The sequence below is a fragment of the Streptosporangium fragile genome (genome assembly GCF_039534445.1).
Classification (GTDB): domain Bacteria; phylum Actinomycetota; class Actinomycetes; order Streptosporangiales; family Streptosporangiaceae; genus Streptosporangium; species Streptosporangium fragile.
This window is the reverse complement of sequence record NZ_BAAAVI010000034.1, coordinates 67,639-87,547: the sequence shown is the minus strand read 5'-3', so window position 1 is coordinate 87,547 and position 19,909 is coordinate 67,639. Positions and strand designations below refer to the sequence as shown.

General features: G+C 73.2%; 19 protein-coding genes. 5 read left to right on the top strand and 14 right to left on the bottom strand.

Translation table 11 applies throughout. The features are described 5' to 3' along the window. The 7 genes from ABD841_RS22765 to ABD841_RS22735 form a co-directional block, all read right to left on the bottom strand. A partial coding sequence (locus ABD841_RS22765; protein ID WP_344975269.1) for a class III lanthionine synthetase LanKC N-terminal domain-containing protein occupies window positions 1-265 on the bottom strand: 265 nt, incomplete at its 3' end. A 705-nt stretch (window positions 266-970) separates the two neighbouring features. Next, on the bottom strand, window positions 971-1,441 hold the full coding sequence (locus ABD841_RS22760; RefSeq protein ID WP_344975266.1) for a flavin reductase family protein: 471 nt from the start codon (window positions 1,439-1,441) through the stop codon (window positions 971-973). Between the two features lie 28 nt (window positions 1,442-1,469). Next, a complete protein-coding gene (locus ABD841_RS22755; protein WP_344975263.1) occupies window positions 1,470-1,733 on the bottom strand; it encodes a hypothetical protein in 264 nt (87 codons plus the stop codon). A gap of 497 nt (window positions 1,734-2,230) precedes the next feature. Next, window positions 2,231-3,148 carry an ABC transporter substrate-binding protein gene (locus ABD841_RS22750; RefSeq protein WP_344975260.1) on the bottom strand — a complete coding sequence of 306 codons (918 nt, stop codon included), beginning with the start codon at window positions 3,146-3,148 and terminating at the stop codon, window positions 2,231-2,233. Between the two features lie 36 nt (window positions 3,149-3,184). Further along, window positions 3,185-3,856 (bottom strand): ABC transporter permease, encoded by a 672-nt coding sequence (locus ABD841_RS22745; protein ID WP_344975257.1) that lies wholly within the window; start codon window positions 3,854-3,856, stop codon window positions 3,185-3,187. Continuing rightward, on the bottom strand, window positions 3,853-4,515 hold the full coding sequence (locus ABD841_RS22740) for an ABC transporter permease (protein ID WP_344975253.1): 663 nt from the start codon (window positions 4,513-4,515) through the stop codon (window positions 3,853-3,855). The genes ABD841_RS22745 and ABD841_RS22740 overlap by 4 nt, the downstream gene beginning before the upstream one ends. Beyond that, window positions 4,508-5,611, bottom strand: a complete 1,104-nt coding sequence (locus ABD841_RS22735) for an ABC transporter ATP-binding protein (protein ID WP_344975250.1) — start codon at window positions 5,609-5,611, stop codon at window positions 4,508-4,510. The genes ABD841_RS22740 and ABD841_RS22735 overlap by 8 nt, the downstream gene beginning before the upstream one ends. Before the next feature lie 288 nt (window positions 5,612-5,899). Between ABD841_RS22735 and ABD841_RS22730 the strand changes: the two genes are divergently transcribed. Then, complete coding sequence (locus ABD841_RS22730) at window positions 5,900-8,110, top strand: hypothetical protein (protein WP_344975247.1); 2,211 nt, start codon at window positions 5,900-5,902, stop codon at window positions 8,108-8,110. A 242-nt stretch (window positions 8,111-8,352) separates the two neighbouring features. Here ABD841_RS22730 and ABD841_RS22725 read toward each other — a convergent pair whose 3' ends face one another. From ABD841_RS22725 to ABD841_RS22700, 6 genes are read right to left on the bottom strand one after another with little or no spacing between them, the layout of a single operon-like run. After that, complete coding sequence (locus ABD841_RS22725) at window positions 8,353-9,525, bottom strand: lipid-transfer protein (protein WP_344975244.1); 1,173 nt, start codon at window positions 9,523-9,525, stop codon at window positions 8,353-8,355. Between the two features lie 44 nt (window positions 9,526-9,569). After that, a complete protein-coding gene (locus ABD841_RS22720; protein ID WP_344975241.1) occupies window positions 9,570-9,980 on the bottom strand; it encodes a MaoC/PaaZ C-terminal domain-containing protein in 411 nt (136 codons plus the stop codon). Continuing rightward, window positions 9,980-11,041 carry a bifunctional MaoC family dehydratase N-terminal/OB-fold nucleic acid binding domain-containing protein gene (locus ABD841_RS22715; RefSeq protein WP_344975237.1) on the bottom strand — a complete coding sequence of 354 codons (1,062 nt, stop codon included), beginning with the start codon at window positions 11,039-11,041 and terminating at the stop codon, window positions 9,980-9,982. Before ABD841_RS22715 ends, ABD841_RS22720 begins: the two co-directional genes overlap by 1 nt. Then, window positions 11,038-12,192 carry an acyl-CoA dehydrogenase family protein gene (locus ABD841_RS22710; RefSeq protein ID WP_344975234.1) on the bottom strand — a complete coding sequence of 385 codons (1,155 nt, stop codon included), beginning with the start codon at window positions 12,190-12,192 and terminating at the stop codon, window positions 11,038-11,040. Before ABD841_RS22710 ends, ABD841_RS22715 begins: the two co-directional genes overlap by 4 nt. After that, on the bottom strand, window positions 12,192-13,277 hold the full coding sequence (locus tag ABD841_RS22705; RefSeq protein ID WP_344975231.1) for an acyl-CoA dehydrogenase family protein: 1,086 nt from the start codon (window positions 13,275-13,277) through the stop codon (window positions 12,192-12,194). Before ABD841_RS22705 ends, ABD841_RS22710 begins: the two co-directional genes overlap by 1 nt. Further along, window positions 13,277-14,938 carry an AMP-binding protein gene (locus tag ABD841_RS22700; protein ID WP_344975227.1) on the bottom strand — a complete coding sequence of 554 codons (1,662 nt, stop codon included), beginning with the start codon at window positions 14,936-14,938 and terminating at the stop codon, window positions 13,277-13,279. The genes ABD841_RS22705 and ABD841_RS22700 overlap by 1 nt, the downstream gene beginning before the upstream one ends. Window positions 14,939-15,129: 191 nt before the next feature. On the opposite strand from ABD841_RS22700, the gene ABD841_RS22695 reads away from it, so the two are divergent. From ABD841_RS22695 to ABD841_RS22680, 4 genes are all read left to right on the top strand, one after another. After that, window positions 15,130-15,828 (top strand): TetR family transcriptional regulator, encoded by a 699-nt coding sequence (locus ABD841_RS22695; protein WP_344975224.1) that lies wholly within the window; start codon window positions 15,130-15,132, stop codon window positions 15,826-15,828. Between the two features lie 123 nt (window positions 15,829-15,951). Next, window positions 15,952-17,109 carry a steroid 3-ketoacyl-CoA thiolase gene (locus ABD841_RS22690; protein ID WP_344975221.1) on the top strand — a complete coding sequence of 386 codons (1,158 nt, stop codon included), beginning with the start codon at window positions 15,952-15,954 and terminating at the stop codon, window positions 17,107-17,109. 24 nt (window positions 17,110-17,133) lie between these two features. Further along, entirely contained in the window at window positions 17,134-18,153 is a 1,020-nt protein-coding gene (locus ABD841_RS22685; protein WP_344975218.1) for an MBL fold metallo-hydrolase, read from the top strand. A gap of 37 nt (window positions 18,154-18,190) precedes the next feature. Continuing rightward, entirely contained in the window at window positions 18,191-18,865 is a 675-nt protein-coding gene (locus ABD841_RS22680) for a FadR/GntR family transcriptional regulator (protein ID WP_344975215.1), read from the top strand. Window positions 18,866-18,925: 60 nt separating this feature from the next. Here the strand turns inward: ABD841_RS22680 and ABD841_RS22675 are convergent, their stop codons facing one another. Next, window positions 18,926-19,861 carry an aldo/keto reductase gene (locus ABD841_RS22675; protein ID WP_344975211.1) on the bottom strand — a complete coding sequence of 312 codons (936 nt, stop codon included), beginning with the start codon at window positions 19,859-19,861 and terminating at the stop codon, window positions 18,926-18,928. Between the last annotated feature and the right edge of the window lie 48 nt (window positions 19,862-19,909).

Genomic DNA, 19,909 nt, shown 5'->3' with positions numbered 1-19,909 from the left:
CCGACACGTGCAGCTTCCAGCCCTGGTCCCGGGTCGCCGCGTCCGGCGGCGTCAGGTACGTCCACGGCGCACGACGACGGATCCCCCAACCGGCCACGGTCTGCGCCCCCGGGGCATGCGCTCCGGGGGAAAACGTCTCGTCGGCGTCGGAATCCACCGCGCCGGCCGCCCGGCTCGCCTCACGCTCCAGAACCGCTCGGACGACGTCCTCCAGCAAGTGCTGTTCGCCACCGGGACGCACTCCCCCGACCGCGCTCTCGCTCACGTCTCCGCACCCCCTCACGCCGTCGCTCGACGACCCCCGCATCGGATGGGATCGGCGCTGATCGGCCGTTCCCCCGTGGGCGGCCCTCAGCTCCCCCGTACGGAACCGGCCGGCACGTGCCCGTCGTCGACGTCGGCCTTCGTGACCTGCGTCGACAACCGGAACAGCGTGCCGTGGGCGGCGCCTCCGGGCATCCCTGATGTCCGGCAACGCTACGGACGCCCTCTTGAAAAGGGCTGGCGGCTTCTGGCAACTCCTTGCCGGCCTGCTCCCGTTCCGTCGGCGGCAGGTCGCGCGAAACCTTCCCCGGAAGGCTTTCGGCCCTGGTGACGGCCACTACTTGGAGATCACAAGCCGCGGTGAGACATCGGCCGGAGACGACCGCAATGATCAGACGGAAGACGAACGATCCGGGAACGACTGGGAACGACTGGAAACGACTTGAGGCTCGCGTCCCGTGTCGATGTCCCCCCGGCGGGGAAGATCGGATCGCCCTGACGACGGACGAGGCCCCGGACGGGACTTTTCCCCCGGCGGGCACGGTGATACGGGGCGGACGGTCCTCGGGGGCAGCCGTCCACGGGGAGTCACGCGGGCAGGCCGACGCGCCGCCCGTGCCGGGTGAGGAAGCCGCTCACCGACCGGCCCGCTCGGGTCCGCGGTCCGCGCCGGGGAGATCTGAGGACGTCATCCCGCGGGCGCGCGCTAACGATAACGGCCCCGGTAGCGGGTCAGCGGCTGGAGCGACGGGTCGACGTAGTCGATCCCGAGGACGCGGCCGATGAAGAGCGTGTGGTCGCCGGCCGGGACGACCCTGACGGTCTCGGCCTCCACGGCGGTGACGCCGCCGTCCACGACGAGCGCCTCGCTGAGCGCGCCGCGGTGGTGCGGCGTGCCCGCGAGCAGGAGCCGGGCGCCGGGCCGGCCGGAGGTGGCGAAGCGGCTGGCGATCGCCCTCTGCCCGGCCGACAGCACGCTGGCGGCCCACCGGTCCTGGCGGAGCAGCAGTTCGTTGAGGTAGCCGGTGTTGTTCATGCTCACCATCACCAGCGGCGGGTCCAGCGAGACGGAGGTGAAGGTCGCGACCGTGGTGCCCACGTCGTCGCGGTCGTCCTTGACGGTCACGACCGTCACTCCGGTCGGCACCTGGGCCATGGCCTCGGTGAACTCGCTCATAGGGTCATCATTCCGGAAAGCGGGGTGCTCAGAAGCCCGTGTAACACTCGACCTCGGCCCGGCGCGGTGTCGTCCCGGCGGCCACCGCGTCCGCGACGCACCGGCGTTCCCGCTCGCTGAGCGGGAGCGGCCCGCAGACGCTGGTCCCGGAGTACCTCCGGCAGTCCAGGGCGGGGTTCTCCTTCCCCACCCGGTATTCGCGCTCGACCGCCGACCGGCACTCCTCGCGCAGCCGCGCCGTGTCGGCGTACCGGCACTGATCGGTGAGGATGCGGTACTGGTCCGGACTCACCTGGGTCGGAGCCGCCTGCACGGGGGTCGGACTCGGGCTCGGGTGCACCGGGCTCGGGCTCGAGTGAGGCGAGGTCGGGCTCGGGTGCGCCGGGCTCCCCGCCGTCGTGGCCCCCTGCGCCTGCTCTGTCGCGTTCCCGGCCGTGGCGCCGCAACCGGCGGCCATGACCAGCGCGGCCGCCCAGATGAATGCCCTCATGATGCGCCCCCGGGGTTCACCGTAGCCGCGATCCGGTTTCCTCCGGGGAAACACTGCGTATCGGATACGTCCAGGCGAGAACCGGCGTGCTCCGGACGTCCCCGTCTCGCGTCCGTGGTGCGGCCGAACGGCCCTCGCGTGGGCCTGCGACCCGGCACGCCCGTCAGAGCGGACAACCCGACGGGACCACGACCCGGCACGCCCGTCAGAGCGGACAACCCGGGCCCTCGGCCGACCGGTCCCGCCGACCGGCGGGACCGTGGCCGGCCCCGCCGGATCTCGGAGCGTCACCGACCCGGCTACACCAGGCCGTTCTGGGTCAGCCAGTCCTTGGCGACCGTGGCGGCGTCGTCCTTGTCGACCGCGACGCGCTTCATGAGGGCGACGAGGCCGGCGGTGTCGAGCCTGGCGGAGACGGCGTTGAGCGTGGTCTTCACGGTGTCGTTCACGCCCGCCTTGTTGACCAGGGGCGTGATGTTCTCGGCGGCGAAGGCGCTCTTGGTGTCCTGGAGGGAGACGAGGTCGTTGAGAATGATCTTCGGGTCGGTGGTGAAGACGTTGCCGACCTGGACGGTGCCGCCCTTGATGGCGTCGGCGGTGGCGTCACCGGTCTTCTTCCACTCCTTGAACTCCAGGCCGTAGGTGTCCTTGAAGTTCTTCTCCTGGCGGCTCTTGAACTCCGGCGGGCCGCCCACGGCGTAGTTCTTGGCGACCTTGGCGAGGTCCTCGATCGTGGTGAGACCGTCCTTGGCCGCGGTCTCCTTGGTGACGGTCAGCGAGTTGTTGTCCTCGGCCGCGGCGGGCTCCAGGATCTCCAGTTCGGCCGGGAGCTTCTCCTTCAGTGCCGCGACGACCTCGTCCTTCTTCTTCGCGGTGCTGGTGTTGTCGACGAAGGCGAGGAGCGAACCGACGTATTCCGGAAGGATCGTGAGACCGCCGCTCTTGATCTGGTCGTAGAGGACCTCGCGGCTGCCGATGTTGAGCTTCCTCTCGACCTGCACGCCCTTGGCCTCCAGGGCCTGGGCGTAGATCTCGGCCAGCAGGACGTTCTCCGGGAAGTTGGCCGATCCGACGATGACCTTCCCCCCCGCCGCGGGCGCGGAGCCGGAGTTCGCCGGGCTGGCGGAGGCGCTGGTGAGCGGGTCTCCGCCGCCACACGCGGTAAGGGTGAACACCGCGGAGAGGATGACCACCGCGCTGCTGAACAGGCGCTTCATCGTGCTATTCCCTTCTAAAACGGGGGGTAGAGAAGACTATCGAATGTCCTGGCGCCGGCTCACCCCCGGGGAGACCGCGATGCGCTGCACCAGATCGAACCCCAGCTGGACGATCAGGGCCAGCAGCGCCACGAGGACGGCCCCGCCGATCGTGCTCGGGTAGTTCTTGGTCGCCAGGCCGTCGATGATGTAGCGGCCGAGACCGCCCAGGCCCACGTACGCGGCCACGGTCGCGGTCGCCACCACCTGGATCGCGGCCAGGCGCAGGCCGAGCAGGATGAGCGGCAGCGCCACCGGTACGAGCACCCGGCCGAGGACCTGCCCGCCCCGCAACCCCATGCCGTAGGCCGCGTCGCGCAGGTCCGGGTCCACTCCGCGGATGCCCTCGTAGGTGTTGACCAGGATGGGCGGCACGGCCAGCGCCACCAGCGGGATGAGCACCGGGACGATGGTGCCGACGCCCATGAGGAGCACGATGAGGACCAGCAGGCCCAGCGTCGGCAGGGCCCGCGCCGCGTTGGCGCTGAGCACCACGAGCAGGGCGCCCCTGCCGGTGTGGCCGATCCACAGCCCCAGGGGGAGCGCGATCAGCATGGCCAGGAGCAGCGAGAGCCCGGCGAACTCCAGGTGCTCCAGGAGCCGGGCGGGGATGCCCTCGGGGCCGGACCAGTTGGCCAGGTCGCCGAAGAAGTCGATCAGCCAGTTCACGCGGCCCCCCTCGCCCGCGCCCAGGGGGTGAGCAAGCGCTGCGCCAGCACCAGCAGCAGGTCGGCGAGCCCGGCGAGCGCCACGACCAGCACGATGCCGACGACGATCGGGGTGTAGAACTGCCGCTGCCAGCCGTCGATGAACAGGTAGCCGAGCCCGCCCCTGCCGATCAGCGCGCCCACGCTGACCAGGCTGATGCTGGAGACCGTGGCCACCCTGAGCCCGGCCAGCACGACCGGCACGGCGATCGGCAGCTCGACCCGGAGCAGCCGCCGCAGCGGGGTGAACCCCATGGCCACCGCGGACTGGCGCACGTGGTCCGGGACCGAGGTCAGCCCGTCGACGACCGCCGGGATCAGCACCGCCAGGGCGTAGAAGGTGAGGGGGACCATGACGGTGGCGCGGGTCGCGAGGCCGGTGATCGGGATGAGCACGATGAAGACGGCCAGCGAGGGGAGCGAGTAGATCACGTTCATGACGCCGACGGTCGGCCGGTAGAGCCAGCGCCAGCGGGCTCCGGCCAGCCCGAGCGGGAGCGCGATGAGCAACCCGACGACGATCGGCACCAGCGCCATCACGACGTGGTCCTCCAGCAGGCCCTGGATCGCGGGCCAGTTGCGCCCGATCCAGTCCCAGCGGACCAGCGGTTCCTCAACCACGGGCGTCTCCGGCGACCGCGGCCAGCGCCTCGTCCAGGGCCTCGCGGGTGGCGACGCCCACGGCCTTCCCCGCGCCGTCCACCGCGATGGCGCTGCCGGACGGGGACAGCAGCGTCGCGTCCAGCGCGACGCGCAGGGAGTCGCGCCCGGCGACGAACGTCCCGTACGGCGCGAGCTGCGCGTCCGCGGGGGTACCGGAGCCGGGCAGGTCCTTGGCCGCGACCCAGCCCAGCGGCCGGTCCTCCGCGTCCACGACGGCCAGCCACGCCCCGTCGGCGTCGCGCACCGAGGACACGTCGGCGGAGGCGGGGACGAGCAGGTCGGTGCGGAGCCGGATCCCCGCGGAGGAGATGAACGAGAGCCGCCGGATCCCGCGGTCGCGGCCGAGGAACTCGCGGACGAAGTCGTCGGCGGGCCGGGCCAGCAGCGTCGCGGGGGTGTCGAGCTGGGCCAGGCGGCCGCCGACGCGGAGGACGGCCACCCGGTCACCGAGCTTGACGGCCTCGTCGATGTCGTGGGTGACGAACACGATGGTCTTGTGCAGCTCGGCCTGGAGCCGGAGCAGCTCCTCCTGCAGGCTCGCGCGGACGATCGGGTCGACGGCGCTGAACGGTTCGTCCATCAGCAGCACCGGCGGGTCGGCGGCCAGCGCGCGGGCCACGCCGACGCGCTGCTGCTGGCCACCGGAGAGCTGGAAAGGGTAGCGGCCGGCCAGCTTGGGATCGAGCCCGACGCGTTCGAGCAGCTCCATGGCCCGGTCGCGGGCCTTCTTCCTGTCCCAGCCGAGGAGGTAGGGCACCGTCGCCACGTTATCGACGATCTTCCGGTGCGGGAAGAGCCCGGCCTGCTGGATGACGTAGCCGATGCCCCTGCGCAGCGTCGGCGGGTCGATCGTCGTGACGTCGGCACCGTCCAGGAGGATCCGGCCCCCGGTCGGGTCGATCATTCGGTTGATCATGCGAAGGGACGTCGTCTTCCCGCAACCGGAGGGACCGACGAAGACCGTTATCTCCCCGGTGGGCACTTCGAGGCTCAGGTCGTCCACGGCGACGGTCCCGTCGGCGTATCGCTTGGTGACACCGCTGAATGTGATCATGCGCAACCTCTTGTTTCCGCAGGGTTACGGCTCCTCTGCCTCAGCCGCCCCATGATCCCGCACAGGTCAGCCTATGCCCCTCTTATCCGATCTGTCTTTCCGGCTTTGCCAGGAGAGATCAACATGTGTATTTCTCGTCAAATGGGCATTCGGTAGTGCGGGAGGTGCCCTCAAGTTGACATGATTACCCGCAATGCTGGAGTTGATCCCTCTGGCACCGGACGTCACAGGCGTCACAACCGCCCCGCTCCCCACCGATCGCCGAACCACCAGAGGAAGTCCGGTCCCGTGACCCAACAGCTCCTCGGTCAGCGCTCGCGCGGCGAACTGATCGCCGAGCTCTACGACCGCCACGCCGCAGGACTGTTCGCCTACTGCCACGACCAGCTGGGCGACGCCGGCTCCGCCGCGGAGGTGCTGGCGGCCGTTCTGTCCGGCGTCTCCGACGCCGAGCCGCCGCGCGCCGCGCTGTACGCGCTCGCCCGTCGCGAGATCTACCTGCGTGACATCGTCTACTCGCCGCCCCGCACGGACCTGGACCCGGCCACCGCCTTCGTCGACCGCGTCCTGCGCGAGCTGCGCCCGCACCAGCGCGAGGTGCTGTACCTCTCGGGCGTGCGCGAGCTGAACACCGCCGAGCTGTCCTGGGTGCTCGACGTGGCCTCCGACACCGCCGACGAGCTGACGGTGAGCGCCTGCCGGCGCTTCGCCCGGGCACTGACCACGGCCCTGGCGTCGGCGCGGATCCCCGGCCACCTGACGGAGGTGTTCGGCGCCCTCACCGTCGCCCCGGTCCGCGACGTGCTCAACCTCGCCCCCTGGGCCGTCCCGCCGGCGAGCCTGCGGGCCGCCCTGCTGGGGCCCCAGGCTCCGGCCGCTCCCGTCGTCACGCCGCGCTCCCCCTCCCCGCTGGTCAAGCAACTGTGGCCGACGACCCCCGCGTGGCCGGTGCCGCTCGCCGACGCCGGCCCCGCGACCGGTCTCCCGGCCGGCACCTCGGGTGATCTCCCCGCGGCTCCCGTGAACGGTCTCCCGGCCGGCGCCGCGTTCACCGCACCGGATCCCGTGACGGAGGACCGGTTCCCCGATCCCTTCGCGCCACCGGACCCGGACGAGGTCTCCGCCCACGAGGCCAGCACCGAGCCGATGCCCAAGCTCCGCGGCCCGGTGCTCAGCGCCCTCGACGAGGCGGCCGTCCGGCCCCGCCGCCGCAGGCTCCAGCGTCCCCGGCCGCGCGGGGCGGCGCCGATGCCCGCCCCGATCCCCGGGGACGTACTGGACGACGCCCCACCGCGCGACGACCTGTTCCGCCCGCTCACCCCGGAGGCGCGGGCCGCCCGCGCCCGCACCGACAGGCTGGTCGCCGCCGCCCCGCGCGGCGAGACCGACTCCCCCGTCGCGACGCCCGGCACACCGGTGGTCCCGGCGACGCCGGAGCAGGCCCTGGGGACGCCGAGGCAGGTCCTGGGGACGCCGGAGCAGGTCCCGGACGCGCCGGAGGCGCGGGAACCCGTGACGGAGGCGCGGGAACCCGTGACGGAGGCGCGGGAGACCCCGGCGCGGGTATGGACGCCGGAGCCGCCGGAGCCCGTGCCGGCACCGGAGGTCCCGCAGCGGGCATGGGTGCCGGGGGTGCCGGCCCACGGCGATGCGCCGCTTCTGGGGGACGTGCTGGACGATCCGGCGCCCGCGCGTCCCCTGCCCGGCTGGCCCCTGCAGATCGACCAGATCGACGCCCTCGCCGAGCGCGAGCGCGAGCACGAGCGCACCCACCGGCGTGAGCGCGGGCACGGCCATGAGCAGGGGCACGGATACGGGCATGACCCGCTGCGCCTTCCCGGCTGGGTCGCGCAACGGGATCTCTCGCCCGCCGCCGACCTTCAGGGCACCGTCCCCTCGTCCTCGCAGGCCCCTCGGGACACCACCCCGCCCGCTCCGCCTCCGACCACCCGGACCTCCCGGGACGCCACCCCGCCCGCTCCGCCTCCGACCGGCACCACCCCGCCCGCTCCGTCTCCGACCGCCCAGGCCCCCGCGGACGGCCCCCGGTCTCAGGCGGGTCGCTCGCCGTTGCGCCTGCCCAGCTGGATCATGCGGGACGACCTGACCGACGAGACCCCGGAGCCCGGTCCCGCCCCTCACCTCGCGTGGGACGGTACGGCGGCCGCGCGGCTCTTCGGATCCGGTACGGCGACCGGACTCGAATCCGGGTTCGGCGGTGCTACCGGGCGGGACTCGGGCGGGGCCGCCGCAGAGGAACCCGGCGCGATCCGCGGGGCGGGGACGTTCGAGAAGGCGGAGACGGCCGGGACGGCGGTCTCCCGCTCCGCGCGAGCCACGTCCCCCAGGCGGACGGGCCGCCGCGGGCGGCACAAACACAAGGCTCCTGCCAAGGCCAGGCACCACCACGACTGGGCCTGGGAGCTGATCGGCTTCCTCATCGCGGTGACGATCGCCATGATCGTCTTCTTCGCGGTCCCCATGATCGCCACCCCGTGAACCACCGGCCGGACTCCGGCCGGGTTCCCACCGAGAAGGGACCGGGGCCGGGAAGGGACCGGGGCCGCGTGACACCGGACCCCCGCCCGGCCGCGTGACACCGGACCCCCGCCCGGCGCGAACGCCCCGGCGGCCGGGGTCGCGGCAGGTGGCAGGTGAGCCGGCCGGGGCCGGCAGGCCGCCGAACGCGACCCGGCAGGCCCCCGGGCCCGCCCCGCGGGGAGACGGCCGGGAGCGCCCGGTCAACCGGCCGACAGGACCAGCCCGCTGGTGGGGACTCCGGTCCCGGCCGTGACCAGCACGTTCTGCACCCCCGTGACCTGGTTGGCCGAGGTGCCCCGGACCTGCCGGACGGCCTCGGCGACGCCGTTCATGCCGTGGATGTAGGCCTCGCCCAGCTGGCCGCCGTGCGGGTTGACGGGCAGGCGGCCGTCGATCTCGATGCCGCCGTCGGCCACGTAGTCGCGGGCCTCCCCCCGCCCGCAGAAGCCCAGCTCCTCCAGCTGGGTGAGCACGAACGGGGTGAAGTGGTCGTACAGGATCGCGGTCTGCACGTCCGCGGGGCCGAGCCCGGACTGCTCCCAGAGCCGGCGGCCGACCACCCCCATCTCCGGCAGGCCGGTCATGTCGTCGCGGTAGTAGCTGGTCATCATCATCTGGCCGGCGCCCGCGCCCTGGGCCGCGGCGGTGATCAGGACGGGTGACCTGCGCAGGTCCCTGGCCCGCTCGGCGGAGGTGACCACCAGGGCCACCGCGCCGTCGCTCTCCTGGCAGCAGTCGAGCAGGTGCAGCGGCTCCACGATCCATTTCGAGGCCTGGTGGTCCGCCAGGGTGATCGGGCGCCCGTGGAACCACGCGGCCGGGTTGGTGGCCGCGTGCCTGCGCATGGCGACCGCCACCCGGCCGAAGTCCTCGGAGGTGGCGCCGTAGGTGTGCATGTAGCGCCGGGCGAACATGGCGACCCAGGCGGCGGGGGTCATCAGCCCGTACGGCATGTGCCAGCTCAGCTCCAGGCCCTGCGAGGAGGGCTCACCGCCGATCCGGGCGTCGGGCTGGCCGAACCTTCGCCCGGAGCGCTCGTTGAACGCCCGGTAGCAGACCACGGTCCGGGCGACCCCTGTGGCGACGGCCATCGCCGCGTGCAGCACCGTGCCGCACGCCGCGCCGCCGCCGTAGTGGACGCGGGAGAAGAACGTCAGGTCGCCGATGCCCACCTCGCGGGCCACGGCGATCTCCTGGTTGGCGTCCTGGGTGTAGGTGACCAACCCGTCGACGTCCGAGGGCGTCAGACCCGCGTCGTCGAGGGCCGCGAACACCGCCTCGGCGGCGAGCCGCAGCTCGGACCGCCCCGACTGCTTGGAGAACTCGGTCGCGCCGATGCCGGCGACGGCCGTACTCCCCGGGAAGGAGACCACGCTGATGAAGCCTTTCGTACAGGGGGGTGGGCGAGAGGTCGCGGTCAGCGGCCGGGGAGGGAGAACCTGACGGTGCCGGAGGCGTGGTCGCCGAGGCTGACCCGGCCCCGGACGTCGACGGTGAACGCGCCGTCCTCCCGCGCGGCCACCGAGCCGGTGAAGGTCAGCCGGTCGCCCGCGTACGCCGGGACGCCGAGCCTGACCTTGATGCCGCGGATGATCGCCTCGGGACCGGCCCAGTCGGTGACGTAGCGCTCGACGAGGCCCATCGTGGTCAGGATGTTGAGGAAGATGTCCTTCGACCCCTGCGCCCTGGCGCCCGCGACGTCGTGGTGGACGGGGGTGAAGTCCATGGTCGCCAGCGCGGTGGAGACGATCAGGGTGGGGGTCAGCGCCACGGCCAGCTCCGGCAGGGCGGCGCCGACGCGGACCTCGTCTTCGGTGAGCGTCCGCATCACGCCTCCCTCGGGGCCCACACGGGCAGGATCAGCTCATCGTCCATCCGGCGGTACGTCACACGTACCCGCATACCGATACCCACCTCCGAAGCGGGGCAGTCCACGACGTTGCCCACGATCCGCACCCCTTCCGGCAGTTCCACCACTGCGACCACGAAAGGCGTCCGCAGTCCCGGGACCGGCGGGTTGTGGTGGACGACGTAGCTGTACACCTCGCCCCGGCCGCTCGCGGTCACGTACGTGCGGGCGGCCGAGCGGCACGAGGGGCAGACCGGCCCCGGCGGGTGCCGCAACAGGCCGCAGTCGGCGCACTTCTGGATGCGGAGCTCTCCCGCGGCGGCGCCCTCCCAGAAGAAGGCGGTGTCGGCGTTGACCGCGGGCCGCAGCGGGTACGGCTCGCGCGCCCGCGCGGGTTCCCGCCGCTCCTCCGCGCCGCCGCTCCCCGGCCGTTCCTGGGCGTCGCCGTTCTCCGACCGGTCCCGGGCGCCGCCGGAGCCCTGCCGCTCCCGCGCGCCGCCGGAACCCCGGGGCCGGAACTTCAGCACCCGGAAGAGCATCTCGGCCACGGCCTCGCCGCCGGAGTACCAGGTGACGTTCCAGGTGACGAAGTAGCCCTCGCCGAGGGCCGTCTTCTTGGGGCCGGACAGCCCGGTGAACCGGGTGGCCGGGGCCGGCCGGTCGCCGAGCCGCAGGTAGCGGTGGTAGGTCTGCTCGCAGTCGGTGGCGACCACGCCGGTGTAGCCGCCCGCGTCCAGCGTCGCGAGCACGTCGTCGACCGGTGTGCTCTCCTTGCGGGCGCCCCGGTTCACGCCGGGCATGGTCCAGACCTGGATCATCGCCGGGGGCGCGACGATCTCCCCGTGCACTCCGGCCGCGGCGGCCTCGGGGTCGGTGTAGAGCGGGTTGCCGTCCCCCATGGCGTCGGCCCAGTGCCGGATCATCGGCAGGTTCACCGGGTCGGTCGCCGGGAGCCCCGCGGTCTCCCCCGCCGCGATCTGCCGCTCGGCCAGCGCGGTGAGCCGCTCGTGCAGGGTGCCCGGTTCCGCCGTCGCCGTCATCGCGGCGGCCTCGGCAGGTTCAGCCCGAGCATCGCGATCAGCTCGCGCTGGACCTCGTTGACGCCGCCGCCGAAGGTGAGCACGAGCCCGCCCTTGGCCCCGCGGTCGACCCGCTCCATGAGGTCCGCGGTCTCCGGGTCGGACGGGTCGCCGAAGCGGGCCAGGACCTCCCCGACGATCCGGCCGACCTCCTGCAGTCGCTCGGAGCCGTAGATCTTGGTGGCCGAGGCGTCGGGAGCGCCCAGCCAGCCGAGGTCCATGTTGGCCGCGACCTGCCAGTTCAGCAGCTCGTTGGTACGGAGGTAGGCGTAGACCCGGCCGAGCGCCCGGCGCACGGCGGGTTCCTCGACCAGGCCGGTGCGGCGGGCCCAGGCCAGGAAACGGTCGTAGGTGTGGGCGATGTTGCCCGCGGGGCCGAGGGTGACGCGCTCGTGGTTGAGCTGGTTGACGATCAGGTCCCAGCCCTTGTTCTCCTCGCCCACGACCATGTCCACCGGCACCCGCACGTCGGAGTAGTAGGTGGCGTTGGTGTGGTGCCGCCCGTCCATCGTGGTGATCGGGGTCCAGGAGAAACCGGGGTCGGAGCAGTCGACGATCATCATCGTGATGCCGCGGTGCTTCCTGGCCCGCGGGTCGGTGCGGGCGGCGAGCCAGATGTACTGGGCGTAGTGCGCGCCGGAGGTGAACATCTTCTGCCCGTTGACCACGTAGTGGTCGCCGTCGCGCACCGCGGTGGTGCGCAGGGACGCCAGGTCGGTCCCGGCCCCCGGCTCGCTGTAGCCGATCGCGAAGTGACACTCCCCGGCCAGGATGCGCGGCAGGAAGAAGTCCTTCTGCTCCGGTGTGCCGTACTGCATGAGGGTCGGGCCGACGGTCTGGACCGTGATGATCGGGTACGGCACCTCGGCGCGGGCGATCTCGTTGGCGAAGATCTGCTGCTCGAGCGGGCCGTACCCGCCGCCGCCGTACTCCGTGGGCCAGCCCAGGCCGAGCTTGCCGTCGCGGCCGAGCCGGCGGCAGTGCTCCATGTAGGCGTGGCCGAACGGGTCCGCGGCGATCTCCTTGCGGTCCTCGGCGGTCAGGCACGACCGGAAGTACTCGCGCAGCTCGTCGCGGAGTCTCTTCTGGTCCGGGGTCAGGTCGATCAGCATCAGACGAGTGCTCCGATCGTGTCGAGCCGGGCCTCCGGGCCGCCCAGCAGGTGGGCGTGGTGCCGGCCCCAGGCGAAGTAGCGGTGCAGCGGGTAGGTCACGTCCACGCCGATCCCCCCGTGCAGGTGCTGGCAGGTGTACAGGGCCGCCAGCGCCGGTTCGGCCGCGGTGAGGGCGGCGACGGCCAGGTCCGCCTCCGCCTCCTCGTCGGCGCCCTGAGCCAGCCGCCACGCCCCGGACCACACGGCCACGTCGAGGGCGCGGCCGGCGATGTAGACGTCGGCGATCTGCATGGTCACGGCCTGGAACTCGGCCAGCGCCCGGTCGAACTGCCGGCGGGTCCTGATGTACTCCGTGGTGAGCGCCAGCGCCCCGGCCAGCACGCCGGAGGTGACGGCGACGATCCCGGCCAGCGCCAGCCGCCGCAGCCCGTCGGCCGCCCGCCCGTCGGCCGCCCCGACCGGCCGCCCGGGGGTGTCCCGCAGGGTGAGCGCCGCGGCGGGCTCGCCGGTGGAGACGGGCACCGGCCGCGTGGTCGCCGACGCGGGGTCGACCAGGAACAGGCCGACGCCGTCGCCGGTGTCGGCGGGGACCAGGACCGCCGCCGCCTGGGCCGCGTAGGGGACCGTGCCGGTGGCGCCGTCCAGCACCCATCCGCCGCCGTGCTCGCGGGCGGTGGTCGCGGGCGCGGCGCCGAGGTCGCGTCCGGGCTCGTTCAGCGCGGCGGTCAGCACGATCTCCCCCTCCGCGAGCGGGGCCAGTTCCTCGCGCTGCTCGCGGGAGCCGTACCGGGCGATCACCTGCGCGGCGACCAGGCTCTGTTCCAGCGGGACCGGGGCCACGTGGGCGCCGGCCTCGCGCAGGATGACGGCCATCTCCACCGGCCCGAACCCGGCCCCGCCCGCCTCCTCGGGCAGGCAGGCGCCCAGCAGCCCCGCCTGGGCGAGGGAGTTCCACAGCCCGGCGTCGTACGGCGCGCCGCTCGCCTCGTGGGTGTCGAGCCTGGCCGTGGTCACCTCGCGGCCGAGCAGGTCCGCCGCGAGCTTGCGCAGGTCGGTCTGTGTCTCGTCAAGATTGAAGTCCACTAGCGCTCCAGGGGTGCTCGGCCGTGCCGGATGAACTCGTCGTCGATGCGGGCGATGTCGTCGGGGGTCAGGAGCCGCCAGCCCGTCTCTCCGGGGGGCCGCCACCAGACGGGGTCTGCGGTGTGCCAGGCCTCGGCGACGAGGATCCGCTTGACGACCTTGTGGGAGGGGGTCTGCGGCAGTTCCCCGCTGATCCGGATGTACCGGGGGACGGCCTTGGGCCCGATGTCCTTGCCTGAGACGAAAGCGGCGAAGGCGTCGGGGTCGAACCCGTCCGCCGTCACCAGGGCCGCCATGACCTGGTCGCCGGCTGCCGCGTCCGGGACCGGGTAGACGGCCGCCTCGACCACGCCGGGGAACTCGCGCACGACCGCCTCGATCGGCGCGACCGCCAGGTTCTCCCCGTCCACGCGGAGCCGCTCGGTGCCGCGCCCGGCGAAGAACACGTAGCCCTCCGCGTCCGCGTAGGCCAGGTCACCCGACCAGAACGCGCCTTCCCTGATCCGTTCGCGGTCGGCCTCGGGGTCGTTGTAGTAGCCGTCGAACAGGCCGAGCCCGCGGGTGTTGACCAGCTCGCCGATCGCCTCGTCCCCGTTGAGCAGCCGCCCGCCCTCGACGACCGCGGCCGGGCAGCGCTCCCCGGTGCCGGGGTGGCGGATCTCGACGCCCTCGGGGAGCCGGCCCAGGCACCCGGGCGGTCCCGAGGGGTCGGGGGTGATCGCGATCGCGGTCTCCGTGGAGCCGAAGGCGTCGATCACCCGGCACCCGAACCGTTCGGCGAACCGCCGGGTCGCGGTGGCGCTCCCCTCGTTGCCGAAGGCGATTCGCAAGGTGCTGTCACGGTCCCCGGGCGAGGCGGGGGTGGCGAGGACGTAGGAGAGCGCCTTGCCCACGTAGTGCAGGTAGGTGACCCCGTAGCGCCGGACGTCGGGCATCAGGCCCGAGGCGGAGAACCTCCGCCGCAGCGCCAGCGCCGCCCCGGAGGCCACCGCCGGGGCGTACGCGGCCATGACGGCCCCGGAGTGGAACAGGGGCATCGAGCAGTAGACGACGTCGTCGGGCGTGAGCATCGCGCCCAGGCTGACGCCCGGGACCGCGATCTTCCGCTGCGTGATCCTGACCGCCCGGGGCCGCCCCGAGGTCCCCGACGTGAAGATCAGCATCGTCAGCGTGTCCCCGCGTACCTCGCCGCGGGCGGGCCGTCCCGCCGCGGCCTCGCCCTCGGGGGCGGGGAACGGGACCGTGGGGGCCGTCGCCCCGGCGGCCTCGCCCGGGGGCGGCTCCGGGTCCGGAACCGGGCCCGCCCTCCGCAGGGTGGAGATCTCGGCCGCGAGACCGGCGTAGGCGGGATCGTGCAGGATCAGGCCGACGTGCGTGGCGTCCGCGTCCCGGGCCAGCTCGGCGGGGCTCCTGGTCGTGTTCAGCGCGACGATCACGTGTCCGGCGAGCGCGGCCCCGCCCAGCAGGAAGAGCAGTTCCGGGACGTTGTCGAAGAGCACCCCGACGTGCAGCCCGCGGCCGCGGGCGTCCAGCCGGGCGGCCCGGTCCCGGCACTCACCGACGTAGTCGCGCCAGCTCCACACCCGGTCCTCGAAGAGGAGGCCGGGCCGGTCGTCGCCGGCGCGCCGTTCCAGCAACCCGGCCAGCGTCTCCTCGGACATAGCGCCTCCTGCCGCGATGCTCAGGTCCGCCGATCCGAAAAGTAGAACAGATTCTACTCCGTGTCCAGGGGCACCCGGTGACACCATGACACCGCCTGGCCGCTTTGCGGCATATTGCGTGTAAGGACGGGCCATCCTTGTGACCGGCGAGTAACCCATCGGAGTATCCGGAAATCAGATAACGTGTTCTCATGCGTACCCCGCATGTGACCACCGAGGTGCCGGCCACCCCGCACACCGCCGCCGCGCACGCCCCGGCCGGCGGCAGAGCGGCTCCCGCCGCCCCGGGCGACCCGGCCTCCGCCGGCGTCCGCACCAGAAGCCAGCACCAGCGGCGCAAGCGCATCGTCCAGGCCGCCGCCGCCCTCGCCTCGCGCGGCGGGGTGGAGGCCATGCAGATGCGCACCGTCGCCGAGCGCGCCGGAGTCGCGCTGGGCACGCTCTACCGATACTTCCCCTCGAAGATGGATCTCGTCGTCGCCGTCGTGGGCGAGGAGATCGATCTGCTGGAGAGCAGCATCGAGCGGCGCCCGCCGAGCTCCGCCACCGCCGCGGGGCGCGCGGTCGACGTGCTGATGCGCGCCACCCGCGGGCTGATGCGCGAGCCGGAGCTCGCCGACGCGCTCATCCGCTCGCTGATCATGGCCGAGGTCGACACCCCGTTCGGCGACCGCATGGCGGGGCTGCTCCTGCGCGTCGCCGGTGCCGGGCTGACCGCCGAGACCGCCACCGAGGAGCAGTTCGCCCTCGCGGGCTCGCTGTCCAGCGTCTGGGTGCACGAGTTGCTGGAGATGCTCCGCGGCCGCCGCACCTACGATCAGATCCAGCGCCGCATCGAGATCGCCGCCGAGCGCCTCCTCGCCGATTTCGGCCCCCCGCCTTCCACCTGAAACTAGAACCCGTTACAGTCACAATCGGAGGACGACTAGAGCGACATTCTGGAGCGGCGCGCGGCGGGCGGTTCTGCGGGGGCTCGCAGCCGGGCGTCCGGAGCCGGCGGGCGAGGAGATCGTATGGGCGCAGTGATCGTCGAGGCCGTGAGAACCCCCATCGGCAAGCGCAACGGCTGGCTCGCGGGGCTGAAGCCCCAGGCGGTGCTCGCCGCGGCGCTCGACGGGCTGATCTCCAGGGCGGGCGTCGACCCCGCCGCCGTGGACCAGGTCTTCGCCGGGTGCGTGACCCAGGCGGGCGAGCAGGGCGGCCACGTCGGGCGGTACGCCTGGCTCTACGCCGGTCTGCCCTACCAGACCGGGGTGACCACGGTCGACGCGCAGTGCGGCTCCGCACAGCAGGCGGTGCACCTGGCCGCGGCGCTCATCCAGGCGGGCGTCATCGACGTCGGCGTCGCCTGCGGCGTCGAGGTGATGAGCCGGGCACCGCTCGGCTCCAACGTGCTCCCCGCCCAGCCCCGGCCCGACGACTGGTCCATCGACATGCCCGACCAGTTCACCGCCGCGGAGCGGATCGCGCGGCGACGCGGGCTGACCCGTGAGCGGCTGGACGCCTTCGGCGCGCGGTCCCAGCACCTCGCCGCCCGGGCGTGGGCCGAGGGCCGCTTCGACCGGGAGATCGTCCCGGTGACCGCGCCGGTGCTCGGCGAGGACGGCGAGCCCACCGGGGAGACCCGCACGGTGAACAGGGATCAGGGGCTGCGCGAGACGACCGTGGCGGGGCTGGCCGGCCTCAGACCGGTCCTGGGCGAGGGCGGCCTGCACACCGCGGGCACCGCCTCGCAGATCTCCGACGGAGCGGCGGCGGTGCTGCTGATGAGCGAGGAGGCCGCCGCCCGGCACGGCCTCCGCCCCCGGGCCAGGATCCTCGCCCAGGCGCTGGTCGGCGCGGAGCCGTACTACCACCTGGACGGGCCGGTGGACGCGACCGCCAAGGTCCTGGCCGCCACGGGGATGAGCATGGCCGACATCGATAGGTTCGAGGTGAATGAGGCGTTCGCATCGGTGGTCCTATCCTGGTCGTCGGTACACAAGCCGGACATGGACCGGGTGAACGTCAACGGCGGCGCCATCGCGCTCGGCCACCCCGTCGGCGCGACCGGTTCCCGGCTGATCACCACCGCCCTGCACGAGCTGGAGCGGTCCGACTCCTCGACCGCGCTGGTCTCGATGTGCGCGGGCGGGGCGCTCGCCACCGCGACCGTCCTTGAGCGCCTCTGAGCGGCGCCGGTAAGGAGCACCACGTTGAAGTCCCGCCGCAGGCCGTACAGCGAGCAGCACCCTTTCGACGCCGGCGGCGGGGTGTGGAGCGTGCCCGTGCCCATTCCCGGCAACCCGCTCGGCTACACGCTCGTCTACGCGATCGAGTCACCCGCCGGGCCGGTGCTGGTCGACGCGGGCTGGAACCACCCGGAGGCGTGGCTGGCGCTGCGTGAGGGGCTGGGCGCGGTGGGCATGGACGTGCGCGAGGTCCGGGGCGTGGTCGTCACCCACTTCCACCCCGACCACGCCGGCCTCGCCGGGCGGGTCAGGGAGGAGTCCGGCGCGTGGATCGCCATGCACGAGGCCGACGCCGCCCTGGTCCGGCTCATGCACGACCTCGAGGAGAGCGCGCACCGCGACTTCCAGGCCGACATGCTGCGCCGCGCCGGGGCGGGCGCCGTCGAGGTGGAGGAGGCGACCGGGCACCGGCCCCGCCCGCCCGCCGTGCCCGACCTGATCCTGCAGGACGGTGACCTGGTCGACCTTCCCGGGCGCAGGCTCCGCACGGTCTGGACCCCCGGCCACACCCCCGGCCACGTCTGCCTGCACCTGGAGGACGCCGACCGGCTCTTCACCGGTGACCACGTGCTGCCGGCGATCACCCCGCACATCGGCATCTACCCGTACGACCGCGCCGACGTCGACCCGCTCGGCGACTTCCTCGACTCGCTGGAGAAGGTGAAGGGGCTGGGCGAGTTGGAGGCCCTGCCCGCGCACGAGTGGATCTTCCAGGACACGGCCGCCCGCGCGGCGGAGATCGGGGTGCATCACGAGGAGAAGCTCCGACGGCTGACCGCCCTGCTCGGTGAGGCGCAGGAGCCGCTCACCATTTGGGAGGTCGCCTCGCGGATGACCTGGAACCGGCCGTGGGAGGAGCTTCCGCCCATGTTGCGCGGGATGGCGGCCGGGGAGGCGGCGGCCCACCTGCGCACGCTGGAGGTCCGCGGGATGATTCGGCGCATGGCGGGAGCGGACCCGGTCAGGTTCGTCCTACACTCGTAGACATCCGATGTCTGTCGAAACCCGAGGACGGTGCAGCGTGGCGGTCACCGACGCCGCTATCGACAGGATCAAGCAGATGATCCTGACGGGTGAGCTCGCTCCGGGCAGCAGGCTGCCCAAGGAGGCCGACCTGGCCGAGCGGCTCGGCCTGTCGCGCAACTCCCTGCGCGAGGCGGTCCGCGCCCTGGCCCTGATCAACGTGCTGGACGTGCGCCAGGGCGACGGCACCTACGTGACCAGCCTGGAGCCGCGGCTCCTGCTGGACGCCATGTCGTTCGTGGTCGACTTCCACCAGGACGACACCGTGCTGCAGTTCTTCCAGGTCCGGCGGATCCTGGAGCCGGCGGCGACCGCGATGGCCGCGACGCACATGTCCGAGTCCGATGTGGCCGAACTGCGCAAGCTTCTCGACGAGCTGCCTCCCGACCCGAGCGTCGAGCAGCTCGTCGCCAACGACCTGGAGTTCCACCAGCGCATCGCGGCGGGCTCCGGCAACGCGGTGCTGTGCTCCCTGATCGAGAGCCTGTCGGGCCCCACCACCCGGGCCCGGATCTGGCGCGGCCTCACCCAGGAGAACGCCCTGGAGAAGACCCGCGAGCAGCACAGCGCGATCTGCGAGGCCATCGCCGCCCGTCAGCCGGAGGTGGCGCAGGCCTGGGCGACCGTCCACATCGCCGGGGTCGAGGAGTGGCTCCGCAACGCCCTGGCCTGACGGCCGTTCTCCCGGGCTCGCGCGGCTATGAGGACGGCCTCGGGCCGGGCGGGCGGCCCGTCAGGGGATCAGGCCCTCGGCGGCCAGGTCCGCCCACAGGTCCTCGGGGACGGGGGCGGCGGTCAGGGCGGCGTTGCGGGTGACCTCGGCGGCGGAGCGGGCACCGACCACGACGGAGACGACCGCCGGGTGCCGCAGCGGGAAGGCCAGGGCCGCCCGGGGAAGGGTGACGCCGTGGCGTTCGCAGACGGACGCGATCCGGCGGGCGCGGGCGAGCAGATCACCCGGGGCGGGGGCGTAGTCGTAGGTGCCGGACGGGTCGTGGGTGGCCAGCAGGCCGCTGTTGAACACGCCGGCGGCGAGCACCGAGACACCCCGCTCCCGGCACAGCGGCAGCAGTTCCTCCTCGCCCGACTGGTCGAGGAGCGTGTAGCGGCCGGCGAGCATGACCGTGTCGACACCGGTCTCGCGGACGAACCGGGCGAGCATCCCCGCCTGGTTCATGCCGACCCCGACCGCCTTGACGACGCCCTGGTCGCGCAGCTCGGCCAGGGCCGGGTACGCCTCGGAGACGGCCTGCTCCCAGTGGTCGTCCGGATCGTGGATCAGGGCGATGTCGATCGCGTCCAGGCCGAGCCGTTCCAGGCTCTCCTCCAGCGACCGGCGCACCCCGTCGCGCGAGTAGTCCCGCACCCGGCGCAGGTCGGCCGGGACGTCGAAGCCCTCGTCGTCCCGGCCCACCGGGGCGCCGGCCGGGGCCGGCACGAGCAGGCGGCCGACCTTGGTGGACAGGGTGTAGGAGTCGCGGGGCCGCCCGGCCAGGGCGGCGCCGAGCCGCCGCTCCGACAGGCCCAGCCCGTAGTGGGGCGCGGTGTCGAACAGCCGGATCCCGGCGTCGTAGGCCGCGTCCACGGCCGCCCGCGCCTCGTCGTCGCCCACCGCCGAGAACAGGTTCCCGATCGGGGCCGCGCCGAAGCCGTACTTGCTGACCTGCACTGCTCGCTCCATTCCGCACGGCCCCCGGGCCCCCCCCCGGCCGCCGCA

What these genes read in the sequence shown, in the direction of transcription:
- ABD841_RS22750 (WP_344975260.1), bottom strand. Translation starts at nt 3,148, where the DNA reads ATGAAGCGCCTGTTCAGCAGCGCGGTGGTCATCCTCTCCGCGGTGTTC.
- ABD841_RS22690 (WP_344975221.1), top strand. Translation starts at nt 15,952, where the DNA reads ATGGGCGCAGTGATCGTCGAGGCCGTGAGAACCCCCATCGGCAAGCGC.
- ABD841_RS22715 (WP_344975237.1), bottom strand. Translation starts at nt 11,041, where the DNA reads ATGACGGCGACGGCGGAACCGGGCACCCTGCACGAGCGGCTCACCGCG.
- ABD841_RS22735 (WP_344975250.1), bottom strand. Translation starts at nt 5,611, where the DNA reads ATGATCACATTCAGCGGTGTCACCAAGCGATACGCCGACGGGACCGTC.
- ABD841_RS22760 (WP_344975266.1), bottom strand. Translation starts at nt 1,441, where the DNA reads ATGAGCGAGTTCACCGAGGCCATGGCCCAGGTGCCGACCGGAGTGACG.
- ABD841_RS22720 (WP_344975241.1), bottom strand. Translation starts at nt 9,980, where the DNA reads ATGCGGACGCTCACCGAAGACGAGGTCCGCGTCGGCGCCGCCCTGCCG.
- ABD841_RS22700 (WP_344975227.1), bottom strand. Translation starts at nt 14,938, where the DNA reads ATGTCCGAGGAGACGCTGGCCGGGTTGCTGGAACGGCGCGCCGGCGAC.
- ABD841_RS22695 (WP_344975224.1), top strand. Translation starts at nt 15,130, where the DNA reads ATGCGTACCCCGCATGTGACCACCGAGGTGCCGGCCACCCCGCACACC.
- ABD841_RS22710 (WP_344975234.1), bottom strand. Translation starts at nt 12,192, where the DNA reads ATGCTGATCGACCTGACCCCGGACCAGAAGAGACTCCGCGACGAGCTG.